The organism is Fructobacillus tropaeoli (assembly GCF_016860625.1).
GTDB classification, from domain to species: Bacteria; Bacillota; Bacilli; order Lactobacillales; family Lactobacillaceae; genus Fructobacillus; species Fructobacillus tropaeoli.
On sequence record NZ_BOJU01000002.1, the window covers coordinates 152,572 to 169,491 of the forward strand.

General features: G+C 39.5%; 15 protein-coding genes and 1 tRNA gene. 1 reads left to right on the forward strand and 15 read right to left on the reverse strand.

Translation table 11 applies throughout. The features are described 5' to 3' along the window. Nucleotides 1-194 precede the first annotated feature (194 nt). Nucleotides 195-1,298, forward strand: a complete 1,104-nt coding sequence (locus FT12353_RS02790) for an SLC13 family permease (protein ID WP_203618219.1) — start codon at nt 195-197, stop codon at nt 1,296-1,298. A gap of 187 nt (nt 1,299-1,485) precedes the next feature. Here FT12353_RS02790 and FT12353_RS02795 read toward each other — a convergent pair whose 3' ends face one another. The 15 genes from FT12353_RS02795 to typA all read right to left on the reverse strand — a co-directional run bounded on the left by FT12353_RS02795 (nt 1,486) and on the right by typA (nt 16,898). Then, on the reverse strand, nt 1,486-2,064 hold the full coding sequence (locus FT12353_RS02795; RefSeq protein WP_203618220.1) for a uracil-DNA glycosylase family protein: 579 nt from the start codon (nt 2,062-2,064) through the stop codon (nt 1,486-1,488). Between the two features lie 18 nt (nt 2,065-2,082). Continuing rightward, on the reverse strand, nt 2,083-3,051 hold the full coding sequence (locus FT12353_RS02800; protein ID WP_203618222.1) for an amidohydrolase family protein: 969 nt from the start codon (nt 3,049-3,051) through the stop codon (nt 2,083-2,085). A 127-nt stretch (nt 3,052-3,178) separates the two neighbouring features. Next, nucleotides 3,179-4,903, reverse strand: coding sequence for a glycosyltransferase family 2 protein (locus FT12353_RS02805; RefSeq protein WP_203618224.1), 1,725 nt, complete (start codon nt 4,901-4,903; stop codon nt 3,179-3,181). A 133-nt stretch (nt 4,904-5,036) separates the two neighbouring features. Beyond that, entirely contained in the window at nt 5,037-5,540 is a 504-nt protein-coding gene (locus tag FT12353_RS02810; RefSeq protein ID WP_203618226.1) for an acyltransferase, read from the reverse strand. Nucleotides 5,541-5,636: 96 nt separating this feature from the next. Then, nucleotides 5,637-6,536, reverse strand: coding sequence for a beta-1,6-N-acetylglucosaminyltransferase (locus FT12353_RS02815; protein WP_203618228.1), 900 nt, complete (start codon nt 6,534-6,536; stop codon nt 5,637-5,639). A gap of 50 nt (nt 6,537-6,586) precedes the next feature. Beyond that, a complete protein-coding gene (locus FT12353_RS02820) occupies nt 6,587-8,011 on the reverse strand; it encodes a flippase (RefSeq protein WP_203618230.1) in 1,425 nt (474 codons plus the stop codon). A gap of 106 nt (nt 8,012-8,117) precedes the next feature. Next, complete coding sequence (locus tag FT12353_RS02825) at nt 8,118-9,074, reverse strand: glycosyltransferase family 2 protein (RefSeq protein ID WP_203618232.1); 957 nt, start codon at nt 9,072-9,074, stop codon at nt 8,118-8,120. Nucleotides 9,075-9,101: 27 nt separating this feature from the next. After that, on the reverse strand, nt 9,102-9,998 hold the full coding sequence (locus tag FT12353_RS02830) for a glycosyltransferase (RefSeq protein WP_203618234.1): 897 nt from the start codon (nt 9,996-9,998) through the stop codon (nt 9,102-9,104). 46 nt (nt 9,999-10,044) lie between these two features. Further along, a complete protein-coding gene (locus FT12353_RS02835) occupies nt 10,045-10,755 on the reverse strand; it encodes a glycosyltransferase family 32 protein (protein ID WP_168778417.1) in 711 nt (236 codons plus the stop codon). A gap of 9 nt (nt 10,756-10,764) precedes the next feature. Next, a complete protein-coding gene (locus FT12353_RS02840; RefSeq protein ID WP_168778418.1) occupies nt 10,765-11,817 on the reverse strand; it encodes an EpsG family protein in 1,053 nt (350 codons plus the stop codon). A gap of 28 nt (nt 11,818-11,845) precedes the next feature. Continuing rightward, nucleotides 11,846-12,937: a glycosyltransferase gene (locus FT12353_RS02845; protein WP_203618236.1), complete on the reverse strand. Its 1,092-nt coding sequence runs from the start codon at nt 12,935-12,937 to the stop codon at nt 11,846-11,848. A gap of 151 nt (nt 12,938-13,088) precedes the next feature. Next, the gene (locus FT12353_RS02850; RefSeq protein ID WP_203618243.1) at nt 13,089-13,802 is read right to left on the reverse strand and encodes a sugar transferase; all 714 of its coding nucleotides are present in this window, start codon (nt 13,800-13,802) and stop codon (nt 13,089-13,091) included. A gap of 60 nt (nt 13,803-13,862) precedes the next feature. Next, on the reverse strand, nt 13,863-14,489 hold the full coding sequence (locus FT12353_RS02855) for a YveK family protein (RefSeq protein WP_203618246.1): 627 nt from the start codon (nt 14,487-14,489) through the stop codon (nt 13,863-13,865). A gap of 408 nt (nt 14,490-14,897) precedes the next feature. Further along, a tRNA-Ser gene (locus FT12353_RS02860) sits at nt 14,898-14,987 on the reverse strand. Nucleotides 14,988-15,059: 72 nt separating this feature from the next. After that, nucleotides 15,060-16,898, reverse strand: coding sequence for a translational GTPase TypA (typA, locus tag FT12353_RS02865; protein WP_047974848.1), 1,839 nt, complete (start codon nt 16,896-16,898; stop codon nt 15,060-15,062). Nucleotides 16,899-16,920 lie beyond the last annotated feature (22 nt).

Here is a 16,920-nt window from a genome sequence, read left to right on the forward strand (position 1 = left end):
AACAGTTGAGAACTGTTCTTTTTTAATCAAAAACCGCTAATCCGTTATTAAAAAGCCGTATACAGCCTTTTTTGAAAGCTAATTAAGCTAAAATAATTCTTTTTGATTCCAAACACCTTTATGTAACATTAGGATTAATCAATACAATCCACCACCATATTAGCCATCATTTAAAAAGGAAAATCAGAACCGCCATGTCCTTCATTTTCAAAAAACTAACCCACGATTATCTTCTTATCCTAACTACCATTATTGTCTTTCTCTTGGCCATCGGCCGCCAGCTTTCCTGGCAGAGTCTCGACTTGCCAACCCTTTTCAGCCTGGCCGCCTTGCTCATCCTGGTCAGTACTTGGTCACAACTAGGACTCCTGGATTACTTTGCCCAAGCAATCATGGCACGAGCCAAAACCACCCGGCAGGCCATCGTCTTTCTTCTATTAATTGCCTTCTTTGGCTCCATGCTCGTCACCAATGACGTCACGATTTTGACCCTCGTCCCCTTGTTCTTTGTCATCACGCGCCAAGTTGACCTCCCTGTTACACGCACCGTCACCTTCATCACGCTTTATGCAAATCTCGGCTCGGCCGCATCCCCCTTTGGCAACCCACAAAACCTTTACCTCCTTTCCTATTACCACTGGCCGCTCAACAATTTTCTGCCAACAGCCACTCTTCTGCTGGCCGGCCTCATCACCTTGCCACTCGGACTGAACGGTTTAAATCAGGAACCGATAATCCGACAAGAACATCCAACACTTCCAATCAAAAAAAGAACCTTGACCTACTTAGTCCTTGGCTCCCTGGCTGTCTTATCCAGCCTATTAGGCTTGACACCCGCCTTTTTTGGGCTAATCATGGCCCTGATTTTAGCCATTACAATCGACCGCCAGTCACTGACCACAGTTGATTATGGTGTCGTCTGGCTCATCGCCAACTTTTTCTTGATTGTCGGCGCCCTCATCCGCTTACCTCAGCTCGCCACATTCTTAAAATGGGCCGGCCAATCCTTCTGGCAGACTTTTATCACGGATGCACTCACCAGCCAAGTTCTCTCAAACGTCCCAACGGCAGCACTACTTGCCCCCTTTACTTCCTTTAAAGTGGCACTTTTTCTAGGTGTTTCAGTTGGTGGTTTCGGTACATTAGTTGCTTCATTAGCGAATTTATTAGCCTACCGCCAAGTTCGCCAACGGCTCACACGCCAAGATGCCCGCCATTTTCTCACCATCTTTACTGGTTGGAACCTTCTCTTTTTACTTATCAGCATCGCCCTCGTTTGGGTTTATAGGCAAATTTAAAAAGGCTAGAAACGCACGTTTTCAAACTTAAAACGTGTGAACCTAACCTTTTTTTGTGATGACACTATTAAAAAATCAGCCTGTGGTCGAAGTAGCAAACAACTAGATTACCTAATCCTGAAAATCTGGTGCACTCTCGCCAAAGCCGCAAGTAGCTAAAGAGCCGATCCCTGCAAATATAGTGCACTCAGCTCTTAGTCGAAAGTAGCTGTGCCACTCGCTTTCGCAAATCCGGCACAATCTCTTCCTCGAACCAAGGGTTCTTTTTCAGCCAAATGTTATTTCGGGGTGACGGATGAACGATTGGTAAGTACTTGGGCCAGAAACGATCAAAGTCCTTAACCGTTGCCGTTAAGGTTGCTGATTTCGGCAAATCTAAGTAATACTTTTGAGCATACGAACCGACTAAGATCGTTAGCTGAATGTCTGGCATCGCCGCTAACAGGCGCGGGTGCCACTTCTCAGCAATCCCTTTTCGTGGTGGCTTATCGCCCGACTTCGCCTTGCCCGGATAATAGAAATCCATCGGAATCACGGCAATTTGTCCCGATTCGTAAAAGATTTGCTTGGAGACACCAAGCCAATCCCGCAGCCGATCACCGGAGGCATCATTCCACATGATGCCGGTTTCCTGAACCTTCAGCCCCGGCGCCTGACCAATAATTAAAACCTTCGCTGTGGCCGGTGCACTAAATATCGGATCCCATCCGGCCTTGGTGTAGGCTGCATTAGCGGGATCGGCCTTAATTTCATCAAAAATGGTCATCGCTCGGCCTCCTCTCAATTAATTTTGTGGGTCATTGGCCCAACGGGCCGCTGCTACCGCGCTTTCCTTAAAATAGATGCGGTTAGCCGTCCCGTAATAGACATCGGCCAACTCATTCTCAGTGAACAGGTCACTCTTCTCCAACCAGCCTGCTAAGTCCTCATAGGAGTTAAAGGTGGCAGACCATGGGGAGTCAGTTCCCCAAATAAGTCGCTTGCTGCCCAAAACCTCTTTGGCCAATGCCACCGCCCGCCGACTTTTTTCAAATGGTAGCTCAGTTTCACCCAAAATGTCTTGAATCGCTGACAAATCAGTCACAATATTTGGATGCGGTGCAAAGAGTCGCAACGTGTTTTCCAAAAAATTCAAATGCTGGACATCCGGAAATGATAGATGACAAACCACAAAGTCTAGCTGTGGGTATCGAGCTGCCAAAATGGCAATTGCCTCTGGTTGGTGACTAATTTGCTCTGCACTGCCGTAATCAACCGTCACGGTAAAGCCGGGGTAGTCAGCCAAGTAATGAAAAATCTGCCCCATTCTCGTATCTGTATCCAAACGGAACGGTGTTGTTTGGTGATAGCCATGAAGGCCGCCACCCTGGCTAATTTCTAATTTGATAGCCCGAAAGCCAAGATTCTCAACATGACGACGAACAATGGACAGGGCATTTTCAGCAAAGGGGTCCACCGCAAAGGCGCCAATAAAGCGCTCAGGATAACGCTTTACCGTCTGGTAGGTATAATAATTTTGATAGCCGTTCAAGCTCCCCTGCAGCAAAACCGCTTTTTCAATGCTATGAGCATCCATGACCTTTAAAAAGGATTCCGCAGTCAAATTAGTATCACCCCAGCCATCAGGAATCAGCTTAATCTTGGTGCCATCGTCCCAGATGGCCTCACCATTTCCTAAGGCGTTTAAGCGTCCCTTCCCATTGAAACCGGCAATTTCTTGGACTAAATGCACATGTCCATCTATTTTATTCATCAGCGGTTGTTCCGTCCCTTCAAGTTACTTTAAAACCAGTATAACGCAATTTACCAGCAAACAAATAAGAGCAAACGGAAAAACCGTTTGCTCTTATTTTTATCTGATTTACATCCAAGGAGAGTCTTTATGCTCGCCAATCCAGACGATAGTTTCGATCACCAACTAGGGCCAACTTACTTTCACGCCGCAAAAGCGCATTCGTTGCCTTGGTTTCCTTGGTTTGGAGATTGGCTTGTAACTCAAAGAGGAAGCCAATGCAGCCGGGCAAGAATGTCAACAAAATCCATGGACTATCGGAAAAGTGCCAGCAAACAACAATCGTGATTACTGAAAAGATGATTGACCGGTAGTGTGCGTGCAGTGCGTAAGCCCAGGTAATCTTACCATGGGTCTTTGGCGTTACCACAAACTTGGCTGGCCGCTTGAGCAGTAAGAAAATTGTCGTCATCACTAGGACAAAGTAGTACGAACCATAGACAATGGCTGATTGAATTTCATAAAGAACAACACTCCAAATTTTGACACCACGCATCAGCTGGAAAATCGTATCAACCAACGCCTGGCTTGCATAACAAATCATCGCCGGAATCAAGAAATCAAACTGGCTAATCATTGGCAAATGCATTACTGGGAAAACCACCCCAGTTAAGATTAGGCTCAGATACTGAAAGGCGCCAATTGGTGCTGATAATGTAAACGATAGAATATCTAATTTTTGATAAAAGCTCAAGGCCTTACTATGGAATACGCGCTTATGGTAAACCCGCAAAAATTCAAGATTGGCACCACAGAACTTCTGGGCTCGGACAACCAAAGCGGTCAGGGTCACTGGAAAGGCCTCATTCCCATAAATCTGTGAGGCAAACTTGATGTTCCACCCACGTGACAGTGCTTCAATCGAAGTACACAGGTCTTCGGCCACCATATGGGGAATCGAACCAATACTTTCAAAGCAAGCCTTAGAAATCATCACGCCGTGCCCCAATTCAAAGCAAAGAGTATCACCTTTATGAACGACCTGGACCTCACTCGCATTCCGTTTCATTGTATCGGGCTGTTGATACCAACCACTTTCGGCACTACGAACAACGTTTTGTACGGGCCAGAAGATATTTCCGGAACGGGAAAAAGTCTTCATAAAGGCATTATGGTTCTGACCACTCACGTGGTTACACTGCAAAATTCCGATATCACTGTAATAGAACATCTTCAAACACTTCTCGACGAAGTGTTCTTCCAATAGTTCATCACTATCAAGAATGACAAAGTAATCGTAAGTTCCCTTGCCAACCCCATTCAAATAGTTATTCAGGTTCCCAGCCTTGGCATGTTTATTATTAGAGTCACGGACCAATTTAACGCCAGGGTGATTCTTAACAAACTGATCCACCATCGCAATGTATTCCGGATTATTGGAATTATCGAGAATAACCGTCTCGGTATTTTCATAGTTCTGTTCCATACACTGCTGCAGTGCATACGGAATAAAGTCATTGTAAGTGGTATAAAGTAACTGGACTTTTGGCCGCCAATCATCTGGGAGTGGCATCTTCAAAACCCGTTGTTCGGCTTGCGCCTCACGTTTTTTGATATGACGATAACGGAAAGCAAAAACAAGATTACCGATACCATAAAAGAAAAATAGTCCCACAAAAATTTGGTTGACTAAGACAAGTAAGATATCCCAGCGTATCTTGCTCTCCCAAATTGGGTGATAGGAATCTTTAAAGACGTACCATTCATAAAAAATCATCAAGATTACCCAGATAATCAAGATTAAGGGATACACCGTTGGTTTTGTTCGAAAAATCAGCGAATGTCGATCAGTAGTAGTAGAATTTTGTGCCATAGCTATTCTTCTTCCTCTAAACATTTAAACATTCTTAAAAATATTCAACGACTATGCTTCTGATTATAGTCTTTATTGCGAATAATTCAATTTTGAGACAAAGGTAACAAAAAAAGGACTAGCAAAATCATTGTTAGTCCTCTCGATAATGAATGGGAATTTGTTCAAAGCTACGCTTCTCCTGATAGATAACATCAGGTTGAACATCTTGATTGACGACCGTCCCGGCAGCAATAATTGCTCTGGAACCGATTGTTACTCCCTTTAAAATGGTTACGTTCGAGCCAATCCAAACGCCGTCACCAATCGTAATCGGTGCTGTTTTAAAAGTATTTGGCTGAACACCCTCATAGTTTTTACCAAAAGCATGGTTATGATCATAGATTTTCACGTTTTCACCGATTAGCACATGGCTGCCAATCGTCACCAACTCGCGCGCATTAATCGACACATCATTATTGAAAAATACGCAATCACCAATGTTGATTTTACCGCCTGCATCAGCTCGCAAACTTAGCCGTTTCCGAAATCGTAATTTTTGACCAACAACAAGACTATGGGGATGACTGACCTTGAAAACCAAAATCTTAATTTTCATCATGAAAACTCGAAAAAGACTAAAAAATTTGTTCAGCATACTAACCCTCTCCTCCACCTTGAAACATAACAATTACTCCATCAAAGCAACTTATGAGTTACTTTTCAAATACTCTGCCTTTACCAAAAATCATTTTTACATCGCCTCCACTTGATTATCCAACTCTTCTTTCTCAATAGTTGCTTTCCGAATAAGTTCTAACAGCTGATTTTCAGGAGCAAACTTTCTAGCAAAAAAATTTTCTGACTCTAGTAATTCTTGCACCTCTTGTGGGGTGCTAATGATCTTTGGCGAGTTTCCATTAAAACTGATAAAGCGATAATTGCGATTATGGTAGGTAAAACGTTTAGTATTATTGACTAAAAAAGTTGCCTTATAAATTTCATCTGGTACCAATGCTTGCCGATAAATTGTCTGCAATTCGGATTTTTGCATTAACAATGCTTCGACAAATTCATTGGTCATACTTGCCCACTGTGAGGCATATGCTAGCTGATTTTCCAGAAGAAAGGCCTGCTGATTTTTGATATGTAGGCTCTTTTGAAACAACAAATAAGCTTTTTGTAGAATCCAAAAGAAATTACGTTTTTTACCGACACTTTCCACCAACGGATAGCGATAAGTTACTCGATCAATGGCAACTGGTGAATTAACTGCCCGAATTTCAAAAAATTGTGCATCTTGACTGTCAAAAAAATTATAAATAGTCGTCGCACTCTTAACTGCTAAATCCTGACCACTAAGCAAATGAAAATAACGATAATGACCACTATTAAATGCGTGATTCATCAAATCAAGTTCTGCGCGCATAACTGAAGGCGCCGCCCAAGTCACACTTTGCGTCGCAATAACGCTTACTTGACTGGTTTGTACCAAACTTTGTAGCTCCTGTCCCAATGATGCCGTGTAAAATTTTTGATCAAAATGAATGAAGATATCAAATAATATTGAATCAAATTGCTGAATTAATGTTCTTAAAACATCATTAACCTGATGAGCAAGAATTAAAATTGCCTGCTTTTCACCTTTTGCCATGTTTACCTCGATTAAAAAGAATCATTACCGACCTCTGCACCAAACTGTCTTTAAATTTCTTCCTGGAAAAACGAACGAATGTTAATCACCACATTTGTTCTGAGCAACCAAAGCAATAGTCCATAACTCAACATCCCGGCCAATATCTCAATTACAATTGCAAAAATTGTAGCAGGTAACCGAAGATCTAAATAGTAAACAACCGCGGTCATAGCAAAACCTGCCAGGATAAATTTATAAAATTCAAAGAAAAAGACTTTTCGAATATGCAAACGTTTCCGAATACAAAAAATTAGGTAAGAAACTACGAGACCCTCACTTAACAGGGTTGCATATACCGTTCCATAGACACCAAACTTTAAGATCAAAAGATAATTAAAAGCGATGTTACTCAAAGCGCCGATAACGGTTGACCAAATGTATTCATGAGTCATATCAGCTGGAATTAAGTACTGACTTGTAATTGCCACACTCCACGAAATAACAATAATCGCTGGGCTCTCGATAACAATTAATTTGGCCACCGCACCGTAACCAGGTCCAAAGAAAATCGGAACAAATTTTGTTGCCACAATCATCAACCCCAGTGCTAACGGAATGGCTATTCCATTAATGATCTCAAAGGCCTCTTTCATATACCGCTCAACACTACTGTTCTTTTTTTCAGCAATAAGGTGGGAAATCCGTGGTGATAAGGCGGTTGAAATGGCTGATACAACAGTCATTCCAAGGCGAACAATACTGTCCGCCGAACTAAAAAAACCAACCGCTGTTACGGTGTCCATCATCCCTAAAATTGTCTTATTAGCAACGAGGTACAACTGCATACCGATTTGCGGAATAAATAACAGTAATGCAGGTAAAAAATGTTTTTTCACATTCAAATGGCTAAAAGGAATTTCTTGAATTTCTTTTTTCAAAAATGGTATCAAAGCTGCATTTCCTGCCAATGAGGAACCACTGGTAATAATGACATAGATGAGCGTGTCAGTCGCATGCTTAACAAAAATAAAAATCAGCACAAGCGAAGCCAGCTTAATCAAAACATTCCGTGTTACACTTTTTTGAAAGTCTTCAATCCCAACAAAGTACCATGACATATCAAACATAACCGCCACCAGCGATAAAGCCTGCGCCAGCATGAGCGTACGCAAATCACCCGCAAAGGGCAAATACAACAATAGCAACAGACAGGATACTGTCGTGGTGAAAATTTTTAAAATCGTGATTTCCCAAAAAACTTGTGATCGTTTTTCAGAATCTTCTCGAACATAAGCAATTTGACGGCTACCATAGGCATCAATCCCCAAATTAGCCAGTAAAACGAAATAGGAAATAATGGAATTTGTATAAGCATACACCCCTAGTCCGTGTGGCCCCAAAACACGTGAAATATAAGGCATCGTAACCAACGGTACAATGATTAACAGTACCTGATAACTCATATTATAAATATAATTTTTGATTACTTTCATCTTCTACATCCACTCTTCATACGGATAAGCCATTAGTATCTGTTCAAATAGTGACAGATGATTTCACTATTAATCAGACAAACAAACTTTTTACTTTATAATGCTCTTAAATAAAAACACGATTGAGTTTTGTCACCATCACTAAGTATTTCATCATTCGAACTGGAGGTAATAACATTACCTTTACCAATCGCTCTTTTTTAAAAATTGTTAGAATCTCTAAAAATTGAGATCGAGCAAAGTGATACTCCTTACTCCCCCTTTGTTTTAGCTTCCGGACATCTGCAAACCGATAAGCTAAAATTAAGGACCAATGCAAACTAACTAATTTTTCGTCATAAACATTATGGCGATTCAAAAAATCAATTAAATATTGCTGATTACTGTATGAACAATCAAATTCATCTCCATGAAAGCTAGTAGTAGCAGTTCCCTCACCATAAATCATGTAGCGATAGGTGACAACATCAGTTAGCGAGACGGAGTCAATCAAGTCAAAATACTGCATATTGAAGAGAAAATCTTCTCCCATTCGTAGCTTAGAGAATCTCAATTGCTGTCTTTTTAAAATTTTGGCATCATAAACCTTATTAAAAACAGAAAATAACAGTTCACTATTATATAGTGATGAAAAATTTTTTAAAAAATCAGAATATTGATATTCAACATTTTTCCACTGGTGATGACTAATTAATTGATTTTGCTGAGCATCGATTAAATCAAATGCCATAATACCCAAATCAGCCTTTTTTATAACATTGGCTCCCTCCGCTACAAAATTGGGCATAATCTGATCATCTGGATCAACAAACATTAAATATTGGCCTTGAGCTTGGTCAATTCCCGTATTCCGGGCTGCACCAACACCTTGATTGTTTTGACGAATATACCGATAAATCAGCTTGTCATCATCGATTTGATTAATGATTTTCTGCGGATTATCCGTTGAACCATCATCAACAAACACCACTTCAAAATCACTAGCTGTTTGTTGATAAAACTGTCGAATCAAAGAATCTAAAAATCGAGCATTATTATAAATTGGTACGACTACCGTAATCATTTCTTTTCCTTTATAGACAAAGTGACACTAATTTTTTCTCAAAAAAAGACGATAAAGAATTTTGCGTACGAATACCGGTGAATATGAAGTCAATAAAGAGCCCAAAATGGAAAATAGGTATTCTTTTTTCGCAATATAGCCTGTGTGAAGTAATTTTTTCCGAAAACTAATATATTTTCGTACATACTCCGCTCCCCCTCGTCTTTCGTACATCGATTCAGGCGCACGCATAAAAACCAAATTTTGCGCAACATTTTTCGCTTTTTGACCTTGTGCCAACATTCGAACAAAAAGATCATAGTCCTCAAAATGCTGAATATCAGCATAATTACCGGCCTGAATCACTGACTCCTTTTTGTACATAACGCTTGGATGATTAAATGGGGACCTCATCTTTGAAAAGTGATCAATATCCGTTGCTGTACTGGGCACGGTTCGATGGGTTTGAATTTCATAATCATCATTAAACTCGGCTATATTACTTCCTACAATATCTAATTGGTCATCCTCACAAAAACACTGAAGTTGTTTCGCAAAACGGTCTTCGGTTGACAAATCATCTGCATCAACACGAGCAATGATTTCAAATTTAGCAGATAGAACACCCTTTGCAGCCGTGTAACCCAAACCTTGGTTTTTTTGATTACTGATATGATGCAAAATATGGGGGTATTTTTTAATTAAAAAATCTATAAATACAACCATATTCTCATGAACTGGTCCATCCTGCATGATTAAAATTTCAGCCGGCTTAACAGTATTTTTAAAAACACTTTTGACCGCCATCATAAAATGATTCAAATCATCATGAATGTAAACTGGTAAAAGTGCTGTAAAATCAGCACACGACTTGCGATACTCTTCTTCAGTAGGCCATAAGTAATTTTCGATTTCATTAACTAACACTTTAATATCAGTGCTCATTGCAGTCTATTCCTCTCACTAAAATAGATTTTTTCTATCGCCAAACTTAAATTCCTCTTAAAAAGTGATTGAGGTTATAAAAAAATCGCACGAATTTCTGGTTACTATGGCGCCTCAAGGCAACACTTAGCCATGCCTTTATACCAGTTTTATCGGCCACCCACGAAGCCTCAAATAGATGAATTGAAATGCTATTTTTTCCCGGATTGACCAGTAACTTTCCCGGATAAAAATGTATGAAATTATCAACAATTTGCTCGTGACCGTCCCACTTAATCTGACCATAATGGTCCATAAAGTATTCCGTAATCAAAATTGTATTGGCATACTCATTCATCCTTTTAACATTAAAAGTCAAATTTTTATAAAATGTATTCATCATATCCAAAATGATAACATTGCCCTTTCGACTACCAATGATTGAGCTTGCAATTATTTTTTCCCTTTCAAAAGTCAGAAAAAAATCATTTGTTAATAAAGGTTCAAATCCTTGATAGGCTACCATGTCTGTATCTAAATAAATACCACCATCTTGATAAAGTGCATATAGTCGAATGTAATCTGAAACAAAGGCATATTTTTTTTCTTTGTAGGCTTGCTCCACAAAGGAATTACAAGTGACATCGAAATTGTTCTCATTCCACTCTTTCAACTCAAAATCGGGATTATATTTTTTCCAAGTTTTAATGTTTTTAACAACGCTTGCCGGTTTTTTACCTTTACCTAGCCATACATAATGAATTATTTTTTCAATCATGGTACCTTCTCACATGAAATATGGGGTTATTTTCAACCAATCAGGGCGATAAATCAGAACAATCACAAAGTAAAGAATAAAAATGGCTCCAACCAGGACATTTAGTACTTTTCTTAATTTTTCATCCTGGAGTTTAGCAATCGCATTCGGCACTAAAACAATTTGAGCAAAGAGAAATACCATGGCAACGCGATCAAATCCGTTAAATACAAAAGAAATAGTATATACACAAATGGCCAGTAATAACATCCAGCGATTGGTGTTCACCGACTCAGTATGACTCTTATCCATTGATGCAATGATCAATAGCAATAGCGACAATGAAATGTTCATCATGAGCGCTAATTTAACACTGAGATGACCAATACTATTAGAATAATAAGAGTATGATGGTATATATTTCAAAAGGACCGTAAAAATAGTGGTAAAAGAAATCGCCACAATAATAGAACCAATTACCGCCATCACAGCCTTTTTTGTCGTAAAACGATAACGCTTTAACCACATCACCAGCAAGAATAAAATGGCTGATCGATGAAAAAGAAAGGCAATGAAAATCCATAAATATGGTACCCACCAGCGGTAACGACTATTTAACGACAATACAGCCAGCATTAAGAAACCAACCGCCATTGATTGCCTCATGGCACTCATTGATTGTGGAAAATAAGTCATAGTAAAAAAGAGCAAAAAAGAAAGCATCGGATTTAATGACTCCCTTTTTATGTAAAATGCTAAAGGCACGTACATAATGATTGCCGAAGATAGCAATAAGAAACGCGGATTATCCGTAAATCCCGCCACTAATTTCACATAATCTAGAAAGCCAATTTCAAAGCGACCTGAGAATAGATTGGATAATGAACTATCCCAATAACGACCATTTACAATGCCATTAAAAAGGTCAACATAACTGCCCGTATCGGTGCCTAACAAAAGAGGCCTCATGCCTACTAATAGTATCAGACTTAACGTAATGACGAATAAGTATGTATTTCTTAATCGGTTTTGAATCAATGAAAGGATACTGATTTCACCGATTACCAGTAAATAAATGCCCATATAATATCCTCAAAATTTTGTTGGTTCATCAGGATAAATAAATCTCTTCCCATTTGGCGACAGAACTATCAATTAGAAAACCCTTTTTTAAAAACTGCTCTTGAACATTCTGATTATCAATCCGACTTTGTGGGATTCGAATCGCTTCTACCCACGATTTAATGCTTTCTTTGTCTGGTTGTAATGAAAGAAAAGTTGCCTTCGTAATTTCTAACTGATGTGAAATAGTATCAGAAACAATGATTGGTAGACCATTTGCCTGAGCCTCAATCCCAGCCATTGGTAATCCTTCAAACAACGATGGCAAGACGAATAAGTCCATGGCAGAGTAATAATTTTTAATCTCTGGTGTACTATCTAAGATGATGACGTTATCTGTCAGACCGGCTTGTTGAATCGCTTGTCGAAAACCTTCTTTCTCAGGGCCATCACCGATAAAAAGAAAATGAAAATGAGCATTTTCAGCAATAATGTTGGCCATGACAGGAATTAAAAAGGATTGATTCTTTTGTTTTGCAAAACGACCCACGTGACCAACTAAAACATCCTCATCCTGCACTGTTAATTTTTGGCGAACTTTGCATCGAATCTCTTCATTAAAAGAAAATTTTGATTGATCAATTGCATTTGGAATAAATTTAAAGTTATTACTTAAAAATAAATTTTGACCGGCTTCATTCGACACGGCTATATTTTGATTCGAATAAAAATAAATTGGCAACGAAAAAATTCGATTTCGTGGCACCTTCCAGCGATTTTCACTCAAAACTGTAGCATGACTATGAACGATTAATTGTCTCACCCCATACTTTTTTAACAGATCAAAGGTCAGCCCAAATTCAGATAACTGATGATAATGAACCGCTTTATATGGATAGCTTTTGAAAATACTCTTCACAAGTCTTCGAGCGGCAAATACCCCTCCTTGTTCTAGAGGATAAACGTGGCCACCCATCGATTTAATCTCATCAATATATTCATTATCATTTCCTTCGTCATTTGTTCCGGCAAAATCAAATTGAATCTTTTCCCGATTGATACGACGGTAAATGTTCATAACAACCGTCATACGACCATTATTTCTTGAAAGACTTCCCGGTAATTGTAATATTCTGATCATGATGACACCAATCTTCGTCCACTAAGCGCTTCCTATTTGTTAGTACTGAACTTTAATCAACAATAGTAAAAGCTCAAAGCATTTCTTTTGCCAGTAGTTTGTCACAACGCTGCCAACGAAAGAAATACCTTGGGCTTTTAGTATCATTATTTTAAACATGAGATTTAATAACCGAATCAGTAGCATCTAAAACAGAATTCGCTATATCTTGGCTAGAACCACTTTCATTATCAGTAGGAGACATTTCTACTTGTGCAGATTCAATCTCCTGGCGAACTAATTCAACGTCTTTATAGACATTGTCTCGCTTAAAAACCGACACAATTGTTTGAAAAAATAATTTAACGTCTTGCTCAAAGGAAACCGATTGAGCATATAGTCCGTCATAAGCAGCCTTTTCTTCATCGGTAATATTATTCCGACCATTGACTTGTGCTAAGCCGGAAATGCCCGGTAAAACTTGATCACCGCCATTCTTTTTCCTAAGATTAACTACTACCAAATCAGCTTGCGATAACGGCCTAGGGCCAATAAATGCCATATCCCCTTTAATAATATTAAGTAGCTGTGGTAATTCATCAATCGAGGTCTTCCGTAAAAAATTTCCGAATGGTGTGATATAACTTTTAATATCTGTAAACTCAGCATTTGATTTATCAGGTGCATCCACAACCATTGACCGAAACTTATAAAGTTTAAAAGGTTTTGAATTCTTGCCAAAGCGTTCTTGTACGAATAATACTGGTCCTTTCGAAGTTAGCTTAATCATTAATCCAACAATTAGAAGTGGTATGAATAAAACAATTTCCATTACAATTGCCAAAGCTAAGCTAAACAATCTTTTGATAATTTTTTCATATACCATTATTTTCTCCCCTCCCTTGTGAACCAAGAATTTTTTTCAAATACTAACACCCAATACTTCTTATTTTAATCTCGCCATCCGACTGCTTGACTCGCCATGCTTTTTTTCTCGTTTTGACATTTCTTTCATCCAGAAATAAACGAACGAACCACCTCCCAATATGGCTCCAAAGACCAAGGTATAGAAAGTACTTTTTGAGGATTTCACCTGATTATCGCTTTGTGCACGATCGATTGTGGAAACGTTATCCAAGTTCATCATACTTGATAACTTATTTTGAAATTCCTTCGCAACTGCGTTGGCAATTGTTGTCGCTTGATCAGCGTCTTCTGATTTCACATTAATCGAAAAAACTTGTGATCCTGAATTCGTGGTAACGGAAATCATACTCCGAATTGCTTGTACGGAGAGGTCTGTATCAATGTTTTTTGTAACAGGCTTTAAAACGTCCGTCGAAACAATTAAGTCTTTATAAGTTGTAATTAAATTAATTTCCTGCTGTTTGTCAGCAGATGCTTTACTTTTATCATCAACCAGCAACGTGGTAGTTGATGTATAGGTAGGTTTCACGAAATAATGGGAAATGCCAAAGCCCATCACCAATCCAAGGATAGTTAGAGACGCAATCCACCAAATACGACGCTTCATAACATACCAAATTTGTTCTAATTCTTTGCTTTCACTCATATAGCTACTCTCTCTATACTTTCTAAATTTGATAGGGGGGGATTTTTAAATTCATTCTATTCGATTTCAATTATAATGAGCTTATTTATCTAAATTATGTATGTTGAAAAACATTTGGCCTTGTTAAAAGACAGTTACGTATCAAATCGTCAAATCAAAAAGTATGAAACATTATGTATCACTTAGAATAATTATTAAATTTATTTGTAGATTTCCTTTTCTATCTAGGAATCATCTTTATTTTATTTAGAATTTTATGATTATTTACGAGATTTGATTCGTTTTAATTTTGTAATTTAGTAACCTTGTCGTCATTTAACATTATTTTAATCAATTAATCTAAGTTATTAGTATAAAAAAAGAACAGCCTTTCGACTGTTCTTTATCATCACTAATTTTTATTCTCAAAGGAGCTAGCGGGATTTGAACCCGCACACCGCCATAAGACGGCTCGACGGATTTCGAGTCCGCTGCAGTACCGGATTGTGCCATAGCTCCAAAATAATAGTGACATGAAGATTGGTCCATGCCACTATGATTATTTGTTTGTTTCAGATGGTGCTTAAACGCTTACTTACGACGCTTAGCAGCCTTTTCACGCTCAGCAGTGTTCAAGATAGCCTTACGGATACGAACGTTTTCTGGCGTTACTTCAACGTATTCATCATCGTTCAAGAATTCCATTGATGCTTCCAAGTTCATCTCACGTGGAGTCTTGATTGAAGCAGTTTGGTCCTTGTTTGATGAACGAACGTTTGACTGTGGCTTCATCTTTGTAACGTTAACAGAGATGTCGTTATCACGAGCGTTCATACCAACAACCATTCCTTCATAGACGTCAACACCGGCGCCAACAAACATTTGGCCACGATCTTCAACACCCATGATGGCGTAGTTGGTTGTTTGTCCTTGGTTGATTGAAACCAAGGCACCGTTACGACGGCCTGGTTCCCAATTCTTAACCATTGGACGGTATTCAGCAAATGTGTGGTTATAGATACCATAACCGTGAGTTGCTGTCATAAATTCAGTGGCGTAACCAATCAAACCACGTGAAGGTGCCATATAAGTCAAACGAGTTTGACCGTTTCCGACAGCTTCCATGTTTTGCATTTCACCCTTACGTTGGTTCAATGAGTCGATAACAGTTGATGAATATTCATCTGGTGTATCGATTTGGATTGATTCGTAAGGTTCAGTGGTTTGACCGTCTTCCTCGCGGAAGATAACTTGTGGACGTGAAGCTTGCAATTCGAAGCCTTCACGACGCATGTTTTCAATCAAGATTGAAAGGTGCAATTCACCACGTCCTGAGACCAACCAAGCACCAGCTTGGTCAGTGTCTTCAACACGCAAAGAAACATCAGTGTGCAATTCGCGCAACAAACGATCTTCGATTTGGCGAGCAGTCACAAACTTTCCTTCACGACCAGCAAAGGGGCTGTCGTTTTGACGGAAAGTCATTTGCAACGTTGGTTCATCGATACGAAGCAATGGCAATTCATCGTGATGAGCTGGATCAACGACTGTTTCACCAACTGAGATGTCTTCCATACCAGAAACGGCAATCAAATCACCGGCCTTGGCTTCTTGGATTTCAACTTGGTCCAAAGCGATGAAACCAGAGAGCTTTGTAACACGGAAGTTTTGTGATGAGCCATCAAGCTTCAAAACATCAACGTTGTCACCAACCTTGATCGTTCCACGCTTAACACGACCGATACCAATACGGCCAACGAAGTCGTTATAGTCCAACATTGCAACTTGGAACTGCAATGGTTCGTCTGAGTTGTCAACTGGTGCAGGAATCGTTTCGAAGACCGTCTTAAAGATTGGGTCCATCGTGTGTTCTTGCTTGTCGATATCAGGATCAAATGATGATGTACCGTTCATAGCTGAAGCATAGATAACTGGGAAGTCCAAATCATCTTCATCAGCGCCCAATTCGATGAACAAGTCCAAAACTTCATCAACAACTTCTTCTGGGCGAGCACCTGGACGGTCAACCTTGTTGACGATCACGATTGGTGTCAAGTGTTGTTCAAAGGCCTTCTTCAAAACGAAACGAGTCTGAGGCATGGTACCTTCAAAGGCATCAACGACGAGCAAAACCCCGTCAACCATTCCCATGATTCGTTCAACTTCTCCACCGAAATCGGCGTGACCTGGGGTATCCAAGATGTTGATCTGCTTGTCGCCAACACGAACAGCAGTGTTCTTTGACAAGATCGTGATTCCACGTTCTTTTTCAATATCGTTGGTATCCATCACACGGTCACCCAAAGATTCTTCCTTACGGGCGTCCAATGTGTCAGACTGCTTTAACAGTTCGTTGACCAACGTCGTCTTTCCGTGATCGACGTGGGCAATAATAGCGATATTACGAATATCTTCGCGAAGATTTGCCAATTTTATGTGCTCCTTTGTCTTT